The sequence below is a fragment of the Collinsella sp. LCP19S3_B11 genome, assembly GCF_052121915.1.
Taxonomy (GTDB): Bacteria; Actinomycetota; Coriobacteriia; order Coriobacteriales; family Coriobacteriaceae; genus Collinsella.
Genome location: NZ_JBQKDI010000010.1, coordinates 47,172 through 68,331, shown reverse-complemented (window position 1 = coordinate 68,331; position 21,160 = coordinate 47,172). Strand labels below are relative to the sequence as shown.

18 protein-coding genes and 1 riboswitch are annotated in these 21,160 nt (G+C 60.8%); of the genes, 1 reads left to right on the top strand and 17 read right to left on the bottom strand.

Annotated elements, in window-relative coordinates:
- Positions 1 to 457: 457 nt before the first annotated feature.
- The 12 genes from ACTQV4_RS06835 to ACTQV4_RS06780 form a co-directional block, all read right to left on the bottom strand.
- Positions 458 to 1,741, bottom strand: coding sequence for an aminotransferase class III-fold pyridoxal phosphate-dependent enzyme (locus ACTQV4_RS06835; protein WP_441569530.1), 1,284 nt, complete (start codon positions 1,739 to 1,741; stop codon positions 458 to 460).
- A 68-nt stretch (positions 1,742 to 1,809) separates the two neighbouring features.
- Positions 1,810 to 2,790, bottom strand: a complete 981-nt coding sequence (gene argB / locus ACTQV4_RS06830) for an acetylglutamate kinase (protein WP_427718310.1) — start codon at positions 2,788 to 2,790, stop codon at positions 1,810 to 1,812.
- 81 nt (positions 2,791 to 2,871) lie between these two features.
- Complete coding sequence (gene argJ, locus ACTQV4_RS06825; protein WP_441560696.1) at positions 2,872 to 4,140, bottom strand: bifunctional glutamate N-acetyltransferase/amino-acid acetyltransferase ArgJ; 1,269 nt, start codon at positions 4,138 to 4,140, stop codon at positions 2,872 to 2,874.
- A 134-nt stretch (positions 4,141 to 4,274) separates the two neighbouring features.
- The gene (argC, locus tag ACTQV4_RS06820) at positions 4,275 to 5,345 is read right to left on the bottom strand and encodes an N-acetyl-gamma-glutamyl-phosphate reductase (RefSeq protein ID WP_427795080.1); all 1,071 of its coding nucleotides are present in this window, start codon (positions 5,343 to 5,345) and stop codon (positions 4,275 to 4,277) included.
- Positions 5,346 to 5,608: 263 nt separating this feature from the next.
- Positions 5,609 to 6,019 (bottom strand): pyridoxamine 5'-phosphate oxidase family protein, encoded by a 411-nt coding sequence (locus tag ACTQV4_RS06815; RefSeq protein ID WP_427718303.1) that lies wholly within the window; start codon positions 6,017 to 6,019, stop codon positions 5,609 to 5,611.
- A gap of 54 nt (positions 6,020 to 6,073) precedes the next feature.
- Complete coding sequence (locus ACTQV4_RS06810) at positions 6,074 to 6,520, bottom strand: pyridoxamine 5'-phosphate oxidase family protein (RefSeq protein WP_427726998.1); 447 nt, start codon at positions 6,518 to 6,520, stop codon at positions 6,074 to 6,076.
- Positions 6,521 to 6,550: 30 nt separating this feature from the next.
- Complete coding sequence (locus tag ACTQV4_RS06805; protein WP_441033427.1) at positions 6,551 to 7,351, bottom strand: energy-coupling factor transporter transmembrane component T family protein; 801 nt, start codon at positions 7,349 to 7,351, stop codon at positions 6,551 to 6,553.
- Positions 7,351 to 9,255, bottom strand: a complete 1,905-nt coding sequence (locus ACTQV4_RS06800; protein ID WP_441569529.1) for an energy-coupling factor transporter ATPase — start codon at positions 9,253 to 9,255, stop codon at positions 7,351 to 7,353. The genes ACTQV4_RS06805 and ACTQV4_RS06800 overlap by 1 nt, the downstream gene beginning before the upstream one ends.
- On the bottom strand, positions 9,252 to 9,842 hold the full coding sequence (locus ACTQV4_RS06795; RefSeq protein ID WP_441540266.1) for an ECF transporter S component: 591 nt from the start codon (positions 9,840 to 9,842) through the stop codon (positions 9,252 to 9,254). Before ACTQV4_RS06795 ends, ACTQV4_RS06800 begins: the two co-directional genes overlap by 4 nt.
- 5 nt (positions 9,843 to 9,847) lie before the next feature.
- Positions 9,848 to 10,040, bottom strand: a riboswitch (FMN riboswitch).
- A 368-nt stretch (positions 10,041 to 10,408) separates the two neighbouring features.
- Entirely contained in the window at positions 10,409 to 12,046 is a 1,638-nt protein-coding gene (gene groL, locus ACTQV4_RS06790; RefSeq protein ID WP_154514811.1) for a chaperonin GroEL, read from the bottom strand.
- A gap of 96 nt (positions 12,047 to 12,142) precedes the next feature.
- Entirely contained in the window at positions 12,143 to 12,436 is a 294-nt protein-coding gene (gene groES, locus ACTQV4_RS06785) for a co-chaperone GroES (protein ID WP_427718293.1), read from the bottom strand.
- Between the two features lie 920 nt (positions 12,437 to 13,356).
- Entirely contained in the window at positions 13,357 to 15,000 is a 1,644-nt protein-coding gene (locus ACTQV4_RS06780) for an amidohydrolase (protein ID WP_441536872.1), read from the bottom strand.
- A 304-nt stretch (positions 15,001 to 15,304) separates the two neighbouring features.
- Between ACTQV4_RS06780 and ACTQV4_RS06775 the strand changes: the two genes are divergently transcribed.
- Complete coding sequence (locus tag ACTQV4_RS06775; protein WP_441540264.1) at positions 15,305 to 16,768, top strand: M20 family metallopeptidase; 1,464 nt, start codon at positions 15,305 to 15,307, stop codon at positions 16,766 to 16,768.
- A gap of 140 nt (positions 16,769 to 16,908) precedes the next feature.
- Here ACTQV4_RS06775 and ACTQV4_RS06770 read toward each other — a convergent pair whose 3' ends face one another.
- The 5 genes from ACTQV4_RS06770 to ACTQV4_RS06750 all read right to left on the bottom strand — a co-directional run bounded on the left by ACTQV4_RS06770 (position 16,909) and on the right by ACTQV4_RS06750 (position 21,036).
- The gene (locus ACTQV4_RS06770; RefSeq protein WP_441569528.1) at positions 16,909 to 18,174 is read right to left on the bottom strand and encodes a zinc-ribbon domain-containing protein; all 1,266 of its coding nucleotides are present in this window, start codon (positions 18,172 to 18,174) and stop codon (positions 16,909 to 16,911) included.
- Between the two features lie 150 nt (positions 18,175 to 18,324).
- Positions 18,325 to 19,347: a YitT family protein gene (locus ACTQV4_RS06765; protein ID WP_441569527.1), complete on the bottom strand. Its 1,023-nt coding sequence runs from the start codon at positions 19,345 to 19,347 to the stop codon at positions 18,325 to 18,327.
- 207 nt (positions 19,348 to 19,554) lie between these two features.
- The gene (locus ACTQV4_RS06760) at positions 19,555 to 20,076 is read right to left on the bottom strand and encodes an Asp23/Gls24 family envelope stress response protein (RefSeq protein WP_154514821.1); all 522 of its coding nucleotides are present in this window, start codon (positions 20,074 to 20,076) and stop codon (positions 19,555 to 19,557) included.
- A gap of 44 nt (positions 20,077 to 20,120) precedes the next feature.
- A complete protein-coding gene (locus ACTQV4_RS06755; RefSeq protein ID WP_441040759.1) occupies positions 20,121 to 20,498 on the bottom strand; it encodes a DUF2273 domain-containing protein in 378 nt (125 codons plus the stop codon).
- Positions 20,491 to 21,036 carry a hypothetical protein gene (locus tag ACTQV4_RS06750; RefSeq protein WP_441540261.1) on the bottom strand — a complete coding sequence of 182 codons (546 nt, stop codon included), beginning with the start codon at positions 21,034 to 21,036 and terminating at the stop codon, positions 20,491 to 20,493. Before ACTQV4_RS06750 ends, ACTQV4_RS06755 begins: the two co-directional genes overlap by 8 nt.
- Between the last annotated feature and the right edge of the window lie 124 nt (positions 21,037 to 21,160).

Below are 21,160 nucleotides of genomic sequence, written 5' to 3'. Positions count from 1 at the left end.
GGAGCTGAGGAAACGCGAAGCGTTTTCCAGCGCAGCACGCGAGGAGCGGAGCGACGAAGCGGGGCGCGGGCGGCGCCAGCCGCACGCGGACATCCCTCATCGCCCACCACTGAATTGGAAACGGTCCTCGCAAGGGGACCGTTTTTGTTTGCGCCCGGTGCATGGGATTCGAACCCGCAAGGGTGCGGAGCTGAGGAAACGCGAAGCGTTTTCCAGCGCAGCACGCGAGGAGCGGAGCGACGAAGCGGGGCGCGGGCGGCGCCAGCCGCACGCGGACATCCCTCATCGCCCACCACTTGATTGAAAAGGCCCCCAGCGATGGGGGCCTTTCTTTTTTGCACACGGCCTATCCCAGCCATGGTAAATCGATAGCAAAACGGGCTCCAGTTTGCCCAATCGTGCGCCAAACGGCACGTGACGGTCTGGAACCCGCTTCAAATTGCTATGCCTGATGGCGCTAAGCTAAAACACCCGCCAGGATCTCGATTAGGCTGTCCACATCGGCTTCCTCGCACACGAGCGGCGGCAAGAAGCGCAGTGTATGTGCACCTGTAGCGTTAATCACGGTACCAGCCACCAATGCGCGAGCCACAACGTCGTGCGCATCACCCGCAGCATCGTCCAAATCGCAGCCGAGCATTAGGCCGCGACCACGCACCTCGGTAACATGCGGCAGCTTGGCGAGCCTTGCCTCCATATAGGCACCCACCTTGGCGGCATGGTCTGCGTAGTCACCGCGCACAAGCGCGGAGAGCGTCGCGGCACACGCCGCGATGGCCAAGCAGCTGCCGCCGAAGGTCGAACCATGGTCGCCGGGCTTAAAGATGTCAGCGATTTCTTTCTTTGCCACCACGGCACCCATGGGCACGCCGTCGGCGATGCCCTTGGCAAGACTCATGATATCGGGCTCCACACCATAAGTCTGGAACGCGAACGGCTTGCCGGAGCGGAAAATACCACACTGGACCTCGTCGGCGATAAGCACGGCACCCACCTCGTGTGCCAAGTCGCGCGCCGCAGCCATAAACTCCTCGGTCATGGGATGCACACCGCTTTCGCCCTGGATCGGCTCGAGCATCACAGCGCAAATCTCGCTTCCCAGCTGCTTAAAGATTGCGTGCAGTTCATCTACATCGTTGGGTGTGCATGCCACAAAGCCACCCGGCAGCGGGCGGAAACTGTCCTGCAGCCAATCCTGCATGGTCGCGGCAATGGTCTCGAGCGTACGACCATGAAATCCGCCGCGCATACACACGATGGTGTTGCCACCGTTGCCGGCACGTTGGGCATACAGACGCGCGAGCTTCATAGAGCCCTCGTTGGCCTCGGCACCGGAATTGGCAAAGAACGTCTCCCACACCTGCTCGCCCGCAGCCGGAGCGCCAAGCGCCGCCGCCGTGGTCTCGTCGCCAGCGGCAATCGCGTCGGCAAGCACGCGCGCACCGTCCGCATCGTCGTTAGCGAGCTTGGACAGCAACGCCGCGACCTGGCCGCGCTGCTCAATGTAGAAGTAGTTGGAGACATGCAGGAGCTTTTTGGCCTGGGCCTCGAGCGCCGAGAGCACCGCCGGGTTGCCGTGGCCTAGGCTGCATACGCCAATACCTGCAAGAAAATCGAGATATTCGCGACCATCGTCGCCGGTGAGCTTCATGCCGTGGCCCTCGACAAACTCGACCGGCGAGCGGCCAAAGGTTTGCATAACGTAGTGGGATTCGAGCGATTGTTGAGCTGCAAGTGACATGAGATGCCTTTCGTTAAGCGCCAGGTGGCGCGGACTGTGGGTGTAACGGTGTGACGATTTCTAACCAGCTAGACCGTCTGGAGCTTCTCGACCTCGTCGAGGTTCTCGGTCAGGCGCGCCGCAAAGGTCGAAAGCGGGTGCGGGTGCGTATCAAATTCGTAGGCCGTCTCGGTAGAGTGGATCACGGTGCCGACGCCGGCATCGGTCAGCAGCTCCAGGAGCAGCGAATGCGGCGTGGTACCGTTAATGATGTGAGCGCGAAATACGCCGCCGACAAGCGCATCGACGGCCGCGCGCAGTTTGGGAATCATGCCCTTATCGACCTCGCCACCGTAGAGCATCTCATTAACCTCGTCGAGCGTTAGGTTGGAGATGAGCGAGTCTTTATCGCTAAAGTCCTTGTACAGGCCGTCGACGTCGGTCAAAAAGATCGCCTTGTGCGCGTGGAGCGCCGCCGCAACGGCACCGGCGGCGGTGTCGGCGTTGATATTGAAGAAGCCACCGTCCTCCCCCGCCGCGACGGTAGCGATGACGGGAATATACTCGCTATCGAGCAAGTTCTCGATGTAGTCGGTGTTGACATGCGTCACTTTGCCCACGCGTCCGAGCTCGGGGTCGAGCGGCTCGGCGATGAGCGTGCCGGCGTCGCTGCCCGATACGCCCACGGCCAAGTTACCGTGGTGGTTGATTGCCGCCACCAGCTCTTGGTTAACCTTGCCGCCCAGCACCTCGCGCACGATATCCATGGTCGCCGGCGTGGTCACGCGCTGGCCGTTCTTAAACTCGACGGGCATATCGTAATGGCTCAGCGCCTCGTTGATGGCTTTACCACCGCCATGCACGATGACGGGGCGCATGCCGATAATCTTGAGCAAAACGATGTCGCTCATCACGTCGCGACGCAGTTGCTCGTCTACCATGGCGGCCCCGCCATACTTGATAACGACCGTCTTGCCGGTCAGGTTTTTAATCCACGGCAGCGCTTCGAACAGCAGCTGCGCAGTTGCTTCGTTGGATTCGCTCGAACGACAATCGCGTGCGAATTTCATAATCTGCCTCGTCTTTCGTATCGTTATCGCGCTGTGCTCCGCTGCCCGCAATCGCGGCGAGATGCGCAGCGTGCCTGGAATCTAGGAGCGGTAGTCACCATTGATTGAGATGTACTCGTGCGTGAGGTCACAGGTCCACACGGTCGTTGCCGCGTCGCCTGCGCCCAGGTCGGCCGAAATCACGATCTCGGGCGCCTCAAAACGTCGCAGGGCCTCGTCCTCGTCAAAAGGAACAGTCAGGCCATCGCGGCAGACGGGCAAGCCCATCATGTCGATGGAAACGTCTTCCTGATTAAACTTTACGCCGCACTTGCCGAGCGCCATGGCAACGCGACCCCAATTGCAGTCGTGGCCAGCGATGCAGGTCTTGACGAGTGGCGAGTTGGCGACGGCGCGGGCGGCGATATCGGCTTCCTCGTCGTTGGCGGCGCCGGTGACGTTAACCGTCACGAGCTTTGACGCACCCTCGCCATCGGCCGCGATGTTACGCGCCAGGCTCTCGCACACCTCGTGCACGGCAAAGGCCAGCTCGTCAAAGGCGTCAGTGCCCTCGACGACGGCCTCGGCATCCGCGGCGGCAGCGCCAGAAGCCAGCATGATACAGGTGTCGTTGGTCGAGGTATCGGAATCGACCGTCACTTTATTAAAGGTCTGTTTAACGGTCGAGAGCAGTAGGGTATGGAGCGCCGCCGACTCGACGGGGGCATCGGTAGTAATGACCGCGATCATGGTGGCCATATTGGGCATGATCATGCCCGATCCCTTGCACATGCCGCCCACCGTATAGGTATTGCCTGCGTGCCCCGCGGCCTCGCTGCGGTAACACACGGCATACTCCTTGGAATGCGTATCGGTCGTCATGATGGCACGGGCTGCATCGGCGCCGCCATGGGCAGAGAGTGCCTCGTAGGCGGACGGAATTGCCGTCTCAAACGTGTCGATCGGCAGAATCTGTCCGATCACGCCCGTGGAGGCAACTAAAATCTGTTGGGGTTCACAGCCAATGATCTGCGAGGCGATGTTGCACGTCTCGCGCGCACAGGCAAGGCCGGTCTCGCCCGTGGCGGCGTTCGCGTTGCCGGAGTTGATTGAAACACCGGCGATGATGCCATAGCCCTTGTCCGTACCGCCCAGGTTGGCACGGCTCACCTGCACGGGCGCCGCACAAAAGCGGTTAGTCGTAAACACGCCGGCCCCGGGACAGGGTTTATCGGGCACAACGAGCGCGTAATCCAGGCGCGCGGGATTCTTGCGGAATCCGGCATGGATGCCCGCCGCCTTAAAGCCGGCTGCCGCCGTTACGCCGCCCTCTACGGCACGAATCTTGATATCGAACTGCTCAGCATTCATCGTCTTTACGACTCCTTATGTCAAACAAAAAATGGGCATCGGTTGGTGCGCCATGCCAGCCACAATCATGAGACCAGCTTAAAAGTGGCGCCAAACTCGATACCCGACTACCAAATCGTTAATAATCGAATGTGCTACACCGGGCACGCCACTGTGGGCAAGCCTCGTCGCTCGTCAAAACCAAAGACGATGTTGGCGCACTGGACCGCCTGGCCCGCAGCGCCCTTGCACAAATTGTCGATGGCGCCCGTCGCCACCAGCACGCCCGCACGCTTGTTGAGCGCAAGGCCGATCTGGGCGGCATTGGTACCGACAACCGAAGCCGTCTTTGGCTGCTGGCCGGCATCGAGCACGCGCACAAAGGTACGACCGGCGTAGAACTTCTTGTAATGGTCGACGGCATCCTCAAGAGTCAGCGCTTCGAGAGCCTGCGTTGCGAGCGGCAGCGTCACCGTAGAGAGCAGGCCGCGCTTGAGCGGTGCCAGGTGCGGAGTAAAGACGACGCGATCGGTAAGGCCCAGAATTTGCTCGATTTCTGGCGTATGGCGATGTTTTCCTACGCCATAGGCCTCCAGATTCTCGTCCGCGCTGCAAAAATGGGTGCGGGTGTTGCACGACTTACCGGCACCCGTCACGCCACTGATGGCGTCGACGACTACGGGGCCGCTCTGGGCCACCCAGCCCGCACGCACGGCAGGCGCGGCAGCAAGACTCGTTGCGGTGGGATAGCAACCGGCGCAGGCGACCAGTACGGGCTTTCCGTCGGCGTGGTCGGATGCAGCGGTCTCTAAGTCCTGGCAGAACAACTCGGGCAGACCGAAGGCACGTGTCTTGAGCAACTCGGGGCTCGTGTGCTCGGCGGCATACCATGTCTCAAAGACAGACGCGTCGCTCAGACGGTAATCGGCCGAAAGATCAAAGCAAGAGACACCCGATGCAAGCAGAGCGGGCACCTGTGCCATGGCAGCCGTGTGCGGCACGGCGAGAAAAACCGCATCGCAGCTCTTGAGTTCAGGGGCGTCATGCGTGGTGAAAACCAGATCGCTCACGCCAGCAAAGCTCGGATACACCGCGGACAGCAGCTGGCCGGCATCGGCGTTGGACGTAATGGCAACAAGTTCAAACTCGGGATGGCCGAGAACGAGGCGAATAAGCTCGGCGCCGGCATATCCAGCCGCGCCGACGATTCCAACCTTTAAAGACATATCGGACTCCTTGTCTGCGGTCTTATGCGTCATTGCGCATTCCGCAGCCGTCGTTATGAGGTAGATTGAAACTTTAGCACCCGAGAATGCATATTTACGCAAATAATTTGTGTCTTCATGCATTGAAACATACCCGACACATTCGCTTGAAAGAATTGACAAAAAATAAGCGAGCTCTGCATTAGCCGCAGCGCATCATACTGCTGGCCAATGCAGAGCCCACCTTATGCGGAATACCAAACTTAAGGGTCGCCCAGAGCAGCCTAGAGCTCGACCGGAACCCATTCGTCGTGATTGCAGATAAAAGCCTCGGGGTCCTCGACGCTAAAGAAGACGAGCGTGGGATCGTTAGGCCCCTCATAGTGCTCGCTCAAGCGCTCAAGATGCTTCCACCCGGCCTCGCGCATTTCATCCGAAGCCCGGTCGTCCAGACCCGCACGTCCGCGCAGGATCAACCAACCATGGCCCGGCCACCAACTCGTGGCCTCAAAGCGCTGGTTTTGCAGCAGCTCTTGCCACACATCTTTGGTGCGCGCCGTTACAAACCACAGCTTGCCGTCCTGAATCTGCGCAAACGAGAACGGACGCACATGCGGCTGCCCGTCCACGCTCGTCGCTAGGTACCACGCCGGCACCGACGTCAGATACTCCAGCACCGTATTCAATCCGTCCACGTTTCCTCCTGTCATCTGACCAGTCTTTTTGGAATGGGCAGCTAATTTGGAAAATTAAAGCTCGAGGAGCTCTTCGCTGCCGTCGATATCGCAGAACCGCGCGGCGATGTTGCGGACCGAGAAGAACGCAAGACGGCCATCGTTGGCGCTATCGTGTTGCTCGCCAATGCCCACCATGTGCTTAAAGCCCGTCTGGCGCACCTTGTCACTCACGAATGCATCGTCCTCGAGTGCGGCCTCGCCAGTTAACACGATCCAGCACTCCCCCGGCTTCCAGCCCGATACCTCAAACTTGGGATTCTTGCTCAACTCCGCCCACACATCCTTGTCGCGCGACGTGCAAAACCACAGCTTGTCGTTATCGACCATGGCAAACGAAAACGGCCTCACGCGGGGCTGATGCCCGTCGTTTGCATCGGTCGTGGCAAGATACCACGCCGGAATGCGCCTGAGATACGAGCAGACGCGCTCGAGCTGAGCCATGCGATCGATGTCTGTCATAGAGACCCCTTTCTTGCGCTCGAATCGAGCTTAGACGAGTTGAAGATTGATAACGACAACGCATGCCACCAGCAGCGCCATCGCCACCGCGGCCAGTGCATCCCCGCGGCCAAACGTAAGCGCATGCAGACGCGTGCGTCCCCGCTCGCCGTGATAGCAGCGCGCATCCATGGCGGCCGAAAGCGTCTCGGCATGACGGAACACGCCAGCAAACAGCGGAATCGCCACACTGCCGAGCATGCGCACGCCACCGAGCGGACCGCCCGTCACGCGCGCGCCACGGCTTGCCTGTGCATCGGCCGTCTGTTTCATCTCGGTGGCAAATTGTGGCATAAACCGCAGTGCGATACCCATAATCATGCCGAGCTCGTGCGCCGGAAGCCCCACGCGCGCGAATGGTGCGAGCAGGCGCTCAAAACCCGCGGTGAGGTCGAGCGTCGGCGTGGTGAGCGTAATGGCGCTCATGCCGGCCATCATCATCGTCAGGCGACACGCCATAAACGTCGCAGAACGCAGCGAGCCCTCGCTCACCTGCAAAAAGCCAAACTGCCACAAAATGCGGCCACTCTGATCGGAAAACAGGTTGAGCACCGCGACCACCACGACAATCGCCAGCAGTGGTGCCATCGACGATAGGACCCGACGCAACGGAACCCGGGCCGCGACATAGACCAGCACGACAAAAATTGCGACCGGAAGCAGCCCGCGGAAGCTGCCGACGGTGAGCGCAGTGATCAGAAATGCGAAACCTAGGAGCAACTTAGTGCGCGGATCCAGGCGATGCACTGCGCTTTCCCCCGGATAGTAGCTGCCAAATGAGAATGCCTCCATTAGCAGCCCTCCTCTTGCGTGGCCATCTTGAAACCAGACTGACGCGACGCCCTCAAAGGTCCGTCCGCGCAGCCTAGCAGCATGCCGGCCAACTCGTCGGCCAGCGACTCAACCGTATAAAGCTTGTGGCAGCGGAGCGGCACACCGGCTTGCACGAGCGACAATGCCATGCGCTGCGCAGCGGGAACACCCAAGCCGATTGATTTAAGCTCATCCGCATGCGCAAAAACCTGAGCGGGCGTGCCCTCGGCAAACACCGTGCCCTCGTTCATCACAACGATACGGTCGCAGCAATTGGCCAGGTCATCCATGCTGTGCGAAACCATGACAACGGTCAGGCCCTCACGATGGAGCCGATCGATGAGCTCCAGGAAATCCCTGCGCGCAGCCGGATCGAGCCCCGCCATGGGCTCGTCGAGCACCAGGACCTCGGGCTCCATGGCGAGCACGCCGGCAAACGCCACGCGGCGCTGCTGACCGCCCGAAAGCTCAAAGGGGCTCTTGTCGCCTATCGCAGCAAGGTCGAGGCCCACGCGCGCAAGCGATGTTGCGACACGGCGAACAACCTCGTCTTGCGGCAGGCCAAGGTTGCGCGGGCCAAACGCCACGTCCTGCGCCACGGTCTCGGCAAATAGCTGGCGCTCGGGATACTGAAACACCACGCCGACCTTGGCCTTAACCGCGGCGGCGCCTTTCTTGCTTGATAGGTCGAGTCCCAGTGCGCAAACGCTCCCCTCCTGTGGACGAATCAGCCCGTTGAGATGCTGAACCAGCGTTGATTTACCCGAGCCGGTATGACCCGCCAGGCCCAGAAACTCGCCGCGACGCACCGTCAGCGAAACATCACGTAGCGCCCAGGGGCTGTTTGGATCGCTGCCCCAAAGAGCCTGTTTGCCCGATGCGCCCACAGTGGTCGAGCGCTTGCGCCATCGGCGGCGCTCGCGGGCGCTCAGCGTGTAACTATGCGAGAGGTGCGAAATCTCGATGACGGGCTCCGACGCGACCATCCCGCCGGCTGCAGAGGATGCATGGTCAAGCACACGAGAATCGGATGCGGAGGGCCGCCCAGCGACGTCCGCCCCGCTCCGCTCAGCATAAACCTGTGCAATCTCGGCGACCATATCCACCTCACGCACCTGCGCGCAAACGGGTACGCCCTTCGCGCGGAGTGCCCTACCTAGAGAGCACGACGCCGGCATATCCAGGTTGAGCTGGGCAAGTTCGTCCGCCCGCGTCAAGATTTCCTCGGGCGCACCGAGCATGGCAACGCGCCCCGCCCGAAACACCGCGACACGATCGGCCTCGGCGGCCTCTTCCATAAAGTGCGTAATCATCACGATGGTCATGCCGCGATCGTGCAACGCGCGGCAAACCTTCATGAGGCCCTTACGTCCACGCGGATCGAGCATCGAGGAAGCCTCGTCCAATATGAGCACGCGCGGTTCCATGGCGAGCACGCCGGCAAGCGCCACGCGCTGCTTTTGGCCGCCCGAAAGTGCATGGGTCTCGTGGCGCTCAAAGCCCACCAGGCCCACACCCTTCAGCGCCTCGCGTACGCGCTGCGCAATTTGTGCCGATGGCACGCCAAGGTTTTCGGGACCAAACGCAACGTCATCTTCGACAAGCGTTGCCACCAGCTGATCATCGGGATTCTGGAACACCATGCCCGCGGTCGAACGAATGTCGTAGACCAACTCGGGATCTGATGCATCCATGCCGTTGATACGCACCGTTCCTGCATCGGGCTGCAGCAGCGCATTCAGATGCTTGGCAAACGTCGACTTGCCCGACCCATTGCCGCCGAGGATGCAGAGAAACTCGCCATCCTCGATGTTCAGATCGATACCGTCGAGCGCCGGCGTGACACCGTCATAGCTAAAGGAAACGCCTCGACAATCAATCATGCGCGGCCTTTGACCTGGTCCTTTTTAGGCGTGATGAGGTTGGAGACCGCCTTGTACACTGCAAGCGTGAGCACCGAGTTGAGCACGGTCTTGATAAGGTTGAACGGCAGCACGGCAGGAACCATGAGCGGGGCGATCGCATCGACCGAGCCATACCAGAACCATACGCCAATGGTAAGGTTTGCGACCATAGACAGCGCCGTAGCGGTAATGACGCCGAACACCAGGCCAATCACGGCACCCTTATAGGTATGCATCTTCTGGTAGACGATAGCCGCGGGCAGAATGTAGCCCAGCGTGGCAACCAGGTTCATAAGCGCACCGACCCAGTCACCCGTGGTGAGCGCGTGAATAACGATAGCCATAGCGGCAACAGCAGTACCGGCGCCGGGACCATACGCAAACCCGCACACCATCGCCGGCACCAGCGACGGGTCGTAGGTCAAAAACGGCGCCGAAGGAAGGATGGGCAGCTGCACGTACATAAACAGGGCGCCCAAGGCGCACATCAGCGCCATGGTAACGAGCTGTTTGGTGCTCCACCTATTCGTGTTCTCAAAATGGATATGCTGCGACTGTTCAGACATAAGATCACCTGCCTCTTTCATCCGGACTCTAACCGTTGGTACTGGGATCTCACCAGTTCAGCCGGCATGCGAACCAACGCACGCACGGGTCGCGGACTCATCGGCTCGGACGCAGGTACCTCGCCTGCGCCACGGCGCCCCTCTGGCACCGTCCGATTTACCGCCAGTGGGGAATTACACCCCGCCCTGAAACAGCAATTGGAAGTGTAGCACGAGCAGGTATTCGCGCAAGTATGCCAAGGGTAATTTATGGTGGGGATCAGTTGCCGCAACAACCACGTTCCCCACCCATCCCACAGTAACGCGCCTTTCGCGCAAAGCGCGAAACAGCGTCCGGGATACGTATCCCCAACAACCACGTCCTTCTCCGCGAGCCGACTTCAAAGCCGTAAACGCAGGGGATCCGGGGGCGTGACGGGGCTTCTCTCCGGAACATTCCGCAGGACGCAAAGAGGCTCCGCAGCGCGAAGCGCGATGCGGAGCCTCTTTGCATGTCCGAGGACGTTCCGGAGAGAAGCCCCGTCACGCCCCCGGATCCCCGGTGGGAGTTCTAGACCTTGTCGGCCTTAGTACATACCGCCGCCCTGCTGACCAGCGGTAGCAGCAGCGATAGCATCCTCAAGCTGAGTGTTCTTGGGCACATCGGAAACCGTGGCCTCGGTGATGAGGATCAGGCTGGCGACAGAAGCAGCGTTCTGCAGGGTGACGCGGCTGACCTTGACGGGGTCGAGGACGCCCATCTCGATCATGTCGCCCCACTCGCCGCTGGCAGAGTTGAGACCCTGGCCAGCGGGCAGCTCGGCGACCTTGTCGACCACGACAGCGCCCTCAAAGCCAGCGTTCTTGGCAATGGTTGCGACCGGAGCGGTCAGAGCCTTCTTGACGATGTCGACGCCGATCTTCTCCTCGGGGTCGTCGATCTCGACTGCATCAAGCGCAGGCACAGCGTCCATGAAGGCGACGCCGCCGCCAGCGACAATGCCCTCCTCGACAGCAGCGCGGGTTGCCTGCAGGGCGTCCTCGACGCGGTGCTTGATCTCCTTGAGCTCGGACTCGGTGGCAGCGCCGACCTTGATGACGGCAACGCCACCGGAGAGCTTGGCCAGGCGCTCCTGGAGCTTCTCGCGGTCGAAGTCAGAGGTGGTGTTCTCCATCTCGCCCTTGATCTGAGCAATACGGGCGTCGATGGCCTCCTTAGAGCCAGCGCCGCCGACGATGACGGTGTTGTCCTTGGAGATGGTGACGGACTTAGCGGTACCGAGCATATCGGCGGTGATGTCAGCGACCTTCACGCCCAGCTCGTCCAGAGCAGCCTGACCACCGGTGAGGACGGCGATGTCCTCGAGAATGCGCTTGCGGCGATCACCGTAGCCCGGAGCCTTGACGGCGCAGACGTTGAGGGCGCCGCGGATCTTGTTGAGGACGAGGGTGGGCAGAGCCTCGCCGTCGATGTCCTCAGCGATGATGAGCAGGCCACGGCCAGCGCGCTGGACAGCCTCGAGAACAGGCATGATGTCCTGGACGCTGGAGATCTTCTGGTCGGTGATGAGGATGTACGGATCCTTCATCACGGCCTCCATGCGGTCGTTGTCCGTGACGAAGTAAGCGGAGACGTAGCCCTTATCGAACTGCATGCCCTCGACGGTGTCGATGGTGATGTCGAACGTCTGGGAATCCTCGACGGTGATGACGCCGTCCTTGCCCACGACTTCCATGGCCTCGGCGATCTTCTCGCCGACCTCGGGGTCACCGGCGGAGATGGTACCGACGGAAGCAATCTGCTCCTTGGTCTCGACCGGCTTGGCCTGCTTCTTCATCTCGGCGACGGCGGCGTTGACGGCCTTGTCGATGCCGCGACGGATGGCCAGCGGGTTGGCGCCAGCGGCGACGTTGCGAAGACCGTCGTTAACGATGGCCTGAGCGAGCAGGGTTGCGGTGGTGGTGCCGTCACCCACGGTGTCGTTGGTCTTGGTGGCGACCTCCTTCACCAGCTGGGCACCCATGTTCTCAATGTTGTCCTCGAGCTCGATCTCCTTGGCGACGGAAACGCCGTCGTTGGTGATGGTCGGGGCACCGAACGTGCGCTGCAGGGCGACATAGCGACCCTTGGGGCCCATGGTGACGGTAACGGCATCGGCCAGAGTGTTGACGCCCTTGGCGAGCTTAGCGCGGGCATCGGTATTGAACGTAATGTTCTTTGCCATGGTAGGTAATCCTCCAAAAGAAATGTGACTCACGTCGCCGCTTCCGAGTCCTATGCGGCGACCGCGTTCAAAGACGAATCAGAGAGCCTGATGAGACTAGGCCTCGACGACGGCGTAGATGTCGTCGGCGCGCATCAGCAGATACTTCTCGCCGTCGACCTTGACCTCGTTGCCACCGAACTTGCCGTAGATGACAACGTCGCCTTCCTTGACGTCCATGGGGATGCGCTCACCCTTGTCGTTGACCTTGCCAGCGCCAACGGCAACGACGGTGCCGCGCTGCGGCTTCTCCTGAGCGTTGCTGGCGATATACAGACCAGAAGCGGTCTTCTGCTCGGCCTCGTCGGGCTTGACCAGAACACGATCTGCAAGCGGTTTCAAAGACGACATGCTTGTCTCCTCCTTTTTGGGCCGCGTGGTTATGCCACGCGAATTAACCCTATTTGTTTGCGTACGCGTTGAATGGTACCCACGAATGGCGGGTTATACAACATAGAGTCAAAAAATCTTATTTTTTGGCACTTAGATTTTCTGAATGCCGGGGGGATAACTTGTGCGCAGCTCCCGTGTGGCGCCGGAGGGGCGGGGCATAAGGTTTCCTGCTCGGGCAGTCCTGCTCGCACGAAGGCCACATTACGTGACCTTCGGCTCGTGCGGAACTCGCGATAAACCTTATACCCCGCCTCTCCGGCGCCACACGGGAGCCAAGTTAACTAGTTCGGGCCCGGCATTCAGAAACGTCAGTGCAGCAAAATGGCGATGCGGATGGGAACATGGGCATGGCTTTCGCTGCACGCACGGGTCCCCTGGGGAGCACCGTGCATTTTTGGGAGTATTCAGCAGACCAGGATGGCTGTATACGCGCCAGACACATCTTATTGGTCCCAAGGACGCCTTCGACCGGCGATTTGGGTCGGCAGGCAGACCCCATCAGGGCATAAAGGCATGCCTCGTGCCTGCCCGGACGCCAAAATAACGTCAATCCCCATGACATTACCCGACCGCAACGGCGCCGGCAGAGCTCGCAGTGCTGAATACTCCGTTTTTTGCACGGCCCAGGCGGGGGTACATCAGGGCCAGAAAGAACATCCCAACCTTTTTATGCAATCTGTAATGGGAAGTATGCAAACACCATGAGGCAGCATTGCAAATGTCCAATTTGAACGCGCGGGGCAGCAGCGCCTCCACCCCACGCACAAATCCGGCAGAGCAGGGACGCTCATAACGAGTCCCCACCGATATGCAGACGTGGCTCGAGCGCCATCCCAAAATAAGTCGCCCGGGCCGCGTTTAACGACACGGCATGAGCATCAGCGCTCGTAGATTACGTTACCTGCCAGGTAGGTGGCCTGAACGTTGGTGGCTTGCAGCTCTTGGGGGTCAACAGTGAGCGGGTTTTGGTCCAGGACTACCAGGTCAGCATACTTGCCGGGCTCCAAGCTGCCGAGGTTTTGCTCGTCGCCTGCTGCATAGGCGCTGCCCAAGGTGTAGTTGCGCAAAGCCGTTGCCGCGTCGATGCGCTCGCTCGGTAACCAGCCGCCCTCGGGCCAGTGGCTTTTGGGGTCCTGGCGCGTGATAGCCGTGTAGAGCACGTCCATGCTGGTAACGGGCGTGATGGGGCTGTCGGTACCGAAGGCTTGGCGAATGCCGCGCTGTTTATAGGTTGCGAACGGCCACATGATGCGGCTGCGCTCCAAGCCCAAATCGCGCTCCGGTCCACCCGGGTCGAGCGTAATGTGGCAGGGCTGGCTCGAGGCGATCACGTTGAGCTTGCGCAGGCGGTCGATGTCCTCGGGCAGGAGGTTCTCCAGGTGCTCGAGCGTGTTGTGGCCGTGCTGGGGCAGGCCGTACAGACCGGCGGCTTCCTCGAAGATATCCAGCGCGGCATGAATCGCACCGTCGCCGATAACGTGGATGCGCACGGCGCGGCCGCGCTCCGCAGCCGCCAGAACCAGCTTGCGCATGCGCTCGGCGGAAACCGTCAGACGGCCTTGGTCGCCCGGGAAGCGCGGATTGGTATAGGGCTCGGTGAGATATGCCGTATGTTCACTCGACACACCGTCAAAGAACTGCTTAAAGCCCGGCGCCGAAAGCAGTGCGTTGTTCGCGTAACGTGCCTGCAGCTCTTCTAGACGCGACTGGTCATCCAGCAGCGTGGGGAACAGATGGGCACGAATGCCCAGCTTGCCGGCTGTCTGCAGTTTGTCGTAGACGTCGTCGCGGATAAAATCGCAGCCCGGCATGGGCATGAGCGACATGTCGCAGATCGAGGTGATGCCCTGCTCGGCCATGCGCCTCATTTGATCGGCGTAAGCGCTTGCGATGCGATCTTCGCCCAGCCACTCAAGGCAGCGCGGCAACAGCTGCATGGCGGCCGCCTCGTGAGCAATGCCCGTGAGCTCACCGTTTGCGTCCTTGTCGTAGCTGCCGCCCGCTGGCGGCTCGCTATCGCGCGTGACGCCGAGCGCCTCGAGAGCGCGACTGTTGAGCCACAGCGTGTGGCCGTCGCCCGAGTACATAACGCAGGGACGATCGGGAAATACCGCATCGAGCGACGCCTTGGTAGGATGCTCGGGCGGGTCCCAACGGTAGTCGCGCCAGCCCTGCGTCACAACCCAAGCGTCGTCGGGCAGATCCTGGGAAAACTCGAGCACGTGCTGCACCAGCGCCACCTCGGACGTGCCCCCATCCATAAGCATATACGGCGAGGAACCGACCGAGGTATGAAAGAAGTGCAGATGAGCGTCATGGAAACCGGGGCAGACAAACTGCTCGCCGTAGTCGATAACCGGCGTGGCGGCAGGCGCGGCGGCGATCACGTCATCGGGCTTGCCGACTGCGACGATACGGTCGCCTGCGATGGCAATCGCCAGCTCACGGGCGGTATCGATGCCGTCTTGCGAGGTAAAGACGTTCTTAGAGCGGATAATCCGATCGATATGTTGCATGGGCATCCCCATCTCTGGCAGGAAATTCAACACCCCCGAGTGTACTCCACCGCCACAGTTGCAAAACGTCAAGCGGTAAACGGCACCTTTCCCAACCCCAACGGCCCCGCCTGCCCCTTGGGAACGGGGTAGAAATGGTAGATTTCAAGCTTGAAATCCGCATCCAAGGCTGCGTGCACAAGCAATTTGCACCTATCAAGGTTACGGAGGTATCCATTTCTACCATTTCTGCCCCGTCCCCAAGTGGCAGGTGGCATACTGGAAAGAGCCTGTACGATTTTGCGATAAACCAGCAAGGAGCAAATCGACCATGACGAAGACCAAGGCACAGCAGATTATGGCAGCGACCGAGGCCCGCGCGGCTGATGACGTCACCGCAGCCATCCAAGATATCGCCGCCGAGTTTGAGCCCTACATCATCAAGCAGCGCCGGCACTTCCATAAGCACCCGGAGCTGAGCCTCGCCGAAGAGCGCACGACTTCTGACATCGCCAACCAGCTCGACGCCATGAATATCCCCTACGAGCGCCCGCTTAAGACGGGCCTGGTGGCGACCCTTCGCGGCACCGCACCCGACGCCTACCGCGAGGACGGCACGCCGCGCCGCCGCATCCTGCTGCGCGCGGATATCGACGCCCTACCCGTCACCGAACAGACCGGCGAGGAGTTCGCCAGCGTCAACGAGGGCTGCATGCACGCCTGCGGCCACGACTGCCACATTGCCATGATGCTCGGCACGCTGCAGATCCTGCGCCATATGACCGACGACATCCACGGCGAGGTCCGCATCGTCTTCCAACCCAGTGAGGAAAACGGCCAAGGCGCCAAACTCATGATCGGCACGGGTGTGCTCGACGGCGTCGATGGCGCCTACGCCGCACACATCTGGAGTGAGGTCAACGCCGGCACCGTAAGCTGCGAGCCCGGTCCGCGCATGGCCAATACCGACTGGTTCCGCATTGATGTCCGCGGGACCTCGTGCCACGGCGCCATGCCCCAGCGCGGCCACGACGCCGTCATGGTGGCGGCCGAGATCGTCAACGCCCTGCAGACCATCGTTTCGCGCGAGATCAGCCCCTACGAGCCGGCCGTCATTACCGTCGGCGAGCTGCACGGCGGCACCGCGCGCAACGTTATCGCCGGTACCGCCTACCTCGCCGGCACGGTGCGCACCTATGGCGATTCGACGCACGAGGAAATGCCCGAGCTCATGCGCCGCATCGTAGAGCACACTGCGGCGGCCCTGGGCGCCGAGGCTGAACTTACCGACTACACCATCGCCAACTACAAGGTCGAAAACGACGTCGCCTCGAGTGAGCGTTGTCGTCAGGCCGTGGTCAAGTGTCTGGGTGCAGCCGGCGAAGGCCATTATCGCGGCACGCTTTCGGGCGAGGATTTTTCGGAGTACCTGCGCCGTGTACCGGGTGTGCTTGCCTTTGTGGGCACGCGCAACCCCAAGATTGGCGCCACGTACGCCCAGCACTCCTGCTTCTATAAGATCGACGAGAGCGTGCTCGCCAAGGGCTCCATGGTGGCCGCTCAGTATGCCATCGACTTTTTGGCCGAGCCCACGCAAGAGGAGCTCGACGGCCCCGCTATCGCCGCGGTTGCCGAGACCAATCCCGATCTGGCAGCCAAGCTACGCTCTGCCAAGGCAACGGCCGCCGAGGCCCGCGACGCCATGCACGACGCCCGCACCGCCCGCCATGCCGCCATCAAGGGCATCCACGAAGCTCGCACCGCCGCTCGTCACGAGGAGAAGCACAACGAGTAGTCGAATCGCGACCATCTCGCAGCCGTAGCCACATCGCGATGTCAAAGCGGGGGCGGACGTTTCGACACGTCCGCCCCCGCTCATTCGTCAAGCACTATTTCTACCATTTCCACCCCGTCCCCAAATGGCAGGTGACAGGGCTACTCGTCTTGCGGGTCCTCGTCGGAGCTTGGCGCGGGCTCCGTCGTGGGCTCGGGCTCCGTCGTGGGCTCGGGCTCCGTCGTGGGCTCGGACTCCGGCGCAGATCCCGGGACAGACTCAGGCTCGGGCTCAGGTGCGACATCCGGAGCGCTGTAACCCGAAGGAGCGGACTTCTTCTCGAAGGGCAATACAAACGTCAGGACGTCGTCCTTATCCTCGTCGGCCCACTCGCTTGCATAACGTGCGACCCAATAGCCAACGGCACGGTGCTTGAGCATCTTGCCAAAGACCGTTAGAAATACGGTGACGAAAGCGATCAGCACCAGGAACAGTACGAGTGCGATGCCACCGCCGGCAACAATTGCCTCAATACCCGTAGGACGATAGTAATAGCTATACATACCGACAGAGGCAATGGCGCCAAAGACCGCCGTCAAGATCCATGTGACAACGTTGGCGACCAGGCCCGTCAAAAACTCGGGAAGGAATGAAGCGCAGAACAGCTTGGTCTTATTGTTCTTAAAGGCCGCCCAGACCTTGTCGAGCGAAAACGCGCTCTCGACGCGACCGGTCACCGCAAAGTGCATCACGGCGATATCGGCGAACATCTTAAAGAAGACTCCCAGGACCGCCGTGGCAATCATAGCCAGGACAAGCAGGCCAAGCGAGCCAAACAGCGCAGCCTCGAGCGCATAAGAGCCGTAATGCGAATACGAGCCCGCCGCGCCAATTACCACGCTCTCCACCAGCGAAAGCACTACGCCAATAACGGGAATGGCAGCGATAATCTCGAGCACGACCGAAATAACACTCGAAAAGACCCCGAGGCCAAACGATGTGGAACGCATCAACGGACGATCCATGCCGTCATCGATCTTAAGCGACAGGTCGCGACCCCACTCGATGCCAAAGCCCGAACCGCACACACTCGCCACGCAGGCGGCCAAAAAGCCGATGGCAGCTGCAATACCGCCGATAACGGGAATGAACAGCACGAGCACCGACACGACACAGATAAGCGCCGGCAAAAAAGCAATCTGGCACACGCGCTGCAGCACGCCCGGAGTCTTGGTCATGTCTTGGAACGCCTGAGCCACACAGCCCTTTGGCGCATTCGCCACGGGCGGTTGCGGAACAAACTGCTGGGGCTGAGACTGTCCCTGGGGAGCGGGGCCGGCGGCCTTGACCTCGGTATTTGGGGCACCGCACACGCCGCAGAACTTGTCGTTATCGCCCATGGGGGCGCCACACTGCGAACAGAACATCGAAATCATCCCTTCGTATCTAGAGTGAACCACCTGGATCGCAAACGACGTCTTTGGCAACATTATCGCGCAATGTGGGGACAAATACCCCAAGATGACCGATTTGAAACGTTGGCGGCTTTATTCAATGGTTCGAAGGGTATATCCGCGCTAGTTCGTGCCGCGGAAGCCCTTGCCCACGATCTCGGAGCTGTCAACGATCGTGATAAACGCATCTGGATCGATATCGCGGGTATAGCGGCGCAGTTGCACTGCTTCGCGACGGCTCAGCACGCTCATGATCACCGTCACGCAATTGCCCGAGAAGGCACCGTAGCCGCGGCTGATCGTTGCCGTGCGGTTGAGATGCTTGACGATAAACTCCTCGACTTTGCGTGGCTCGGCGCAAATAATCGTACAGACCTTGCGCAAGTGAATGCTCTCGATGGCCTTGTCGACCACAAGCGTCTTGGCAAACAGGCCGAGCACGCAGTACAGGCCAACGCGCGGACCGTACAAAAAGGCCGCGATGGTCACGATGCCGATATCGACCAGTAGCAAGGCGCGTCCGATCTCGAGCGTCGTGCGACGCTTGAGGATCATGGCAAGGATATCGGTGCCGCCCGTTGAGGCGCCAATGTCAAAGACAATGGCACTGCCCAGCGCCGGCAAAATCACGGCAAAGCACAGGTCGAGCCACATATCGCCCGTCATCGAAACATCCGTCGGAATGTAGAGCTCAAACAGCGAGACGTAGGCCGAAAGCGCAAACGAGGCAAAAACGCTCCAAAGGATTGCCTTGCGCTCCAAAAAGATAAAGCCCAAGACGACGAGAACCGCGTTGATAATCCACATAAAGACGCCGACGGGCAGAGTCGGGAACAGCGTGGAAAGAATGACCGACACGCCCGAGGTTCCGCCAAAAGCAAAATGATTAGGGGTTTTAAACGCAACGATGGCGAACGCCGTGAGGATCAGGCCCAGATTGAGCTCGGCGAAAAAGCGCGGGAAGCCCGGCTCCTGGCTGCGCTTGCGGCCGGCGCGCTCGCCACGTTCGATATCCTCGCGACCGACAACGCGCTCCATCGGCACCACGGGAGGACGATGCACCTCCTCGGCGGCACGCGACGCCGCCTCTGCCGCAGCGGCCTCAATCGCCCATGCCTTGCTTTCTGTTTCGTGCTCGTCAGCCATTACGGCAACCCCTCGTTAACGATTTGGAAACAATGCGCCCATTAGGGTAACGCGGAGCGCGAAGATTGCAACCCCTAGTTAGACGAGCGGTATGACTACATCGAGGGCATATAGAAAACGGTCGACCGCACTTTTGCTTGCGCGGTCGACCGTTTAGCGTTTTCGCAGGTAAAACCTATCGAAACAAACCTGTCCCTATTTGGTAGGTTACTCGTGCTGGCTGGTGCGGTGCTCGTACTCCTCGGGGGTGATGACATCCTCGATGCGCAGGTTGACGCCTGCCACCTCAAGGCCGGTCATCGCGGCCAGACGCTCGGTCACGCGCGCCTTAACGTCGTCGAAAATCGCGGGTGCGTAGGCGCCGTACTCGATAATGACGGAAATGTTGACGACCACGCGGTTGTCATCGGTGACCTCGACCGTCACGCCCTTGGTCAGGTTCTCGGCACCAAACTGCTCCTGCACAAAGTGCATAAGGTTGCCCTTCATGCCCAGGACGTGCGGCACCTCGCGGGTGGCCATGGCAACGATCTTCTCGATCACACCGTTGGAATAGGTCAGCGAATCCTCGGACTCGTCCGCTTCCTCATCATCCTCGTCCGCATCGTCGGCGGGCTCGGCCTCGACGAGCGCCCCGTCCTCGAGCGTTACATCCTCAGCCTCGGCGGCGACGGTCTCGTCTGCCTCGAGCTCGGTATCGGCCACATCGACCTTCGTGTTAAAAGCCATGGTTCCTCCTTATGCCCACCGCACACGCGGCGGTCGAATACATACTAGCGGCCGCTAAACAGACGGCCGAAGAAGTTGACGATCCCGTTCTCGCCGTCACGGATCTGGCCAATCACGGCGCCGATCAGCACAAAGAATGCGATGACGAGTGTGTCCCATAGGCCGAGCGTGAGCACCAGCACGGCGAGCACAAAACCAGCGACGGCCCCGAGCGTGGTGTTGGGATGACGGACGGCATAGCTCCAGATGGCCGCCCCCGTACCCTTGATGAGACCCATGGCCTCGTCAAAGTCGTTGGCGGCGCTGTCGTGCTGCTCGCCGGCCTCGGGGGTGGTGTCGGCGGACTCGCCTGCCGGCGTAGCGTTCTGGTCGATCGTCAAGCGCGGGGTGCGGACGGTCTTGTCTTGATTGGTATCACTCACCGGAAACCTCCACGGTCTGGACGGTAGTCTTGGACGGCAAAAAACGGACGCGCGCGGTCGTGCCCGGCGTGCCGAGCATGGTGTCGCAGGCCTCCTCGATACGTTGCTGCATCGCGGTTGCAAGGGAGGCCACGTCCCGGTCATCGAGCGCGATGGCGTCGACCTTAAAACGGACGAGCGATTCGTCGGAACCCTGCACGCGCGCCTCGACATGCTCGACCATCACACGGTCGTCGCGCTCTGCCGCAGCGCGAGCGCACGAGGAAAGCGCTGCGAGGGTGACCTCGATGTTGCGCTCCCCCGCCGGATGCACGCAGGACGGCTCGCGACGCGCTAACATCAGGCGGAAAAACCCGATGAGCACGCCAAGTGCCACGATGGCGGCGCACACCGTAACGACGACGCGAGGCATGGTGTCACGCAACAGCAGCATAAAGCGATACGTATACGGTCCCCAGAACTGGCAGACAAGCGTGCCCAGCGCCACGATGGCGGCGGCAAGGTACACGGTTGCTAGGGCTCGTTTGAGTACGCGCACGCGCGCTCCCTTCAGGTTTCGGTCCGCAGAATGCAAAACGATTCGCATCATTATAAAAGAGCCGGGTCCGGTGCCATACGCACGCGGATCCGGCTCATCTATTCCACGAGGCTTGTATGCTCGC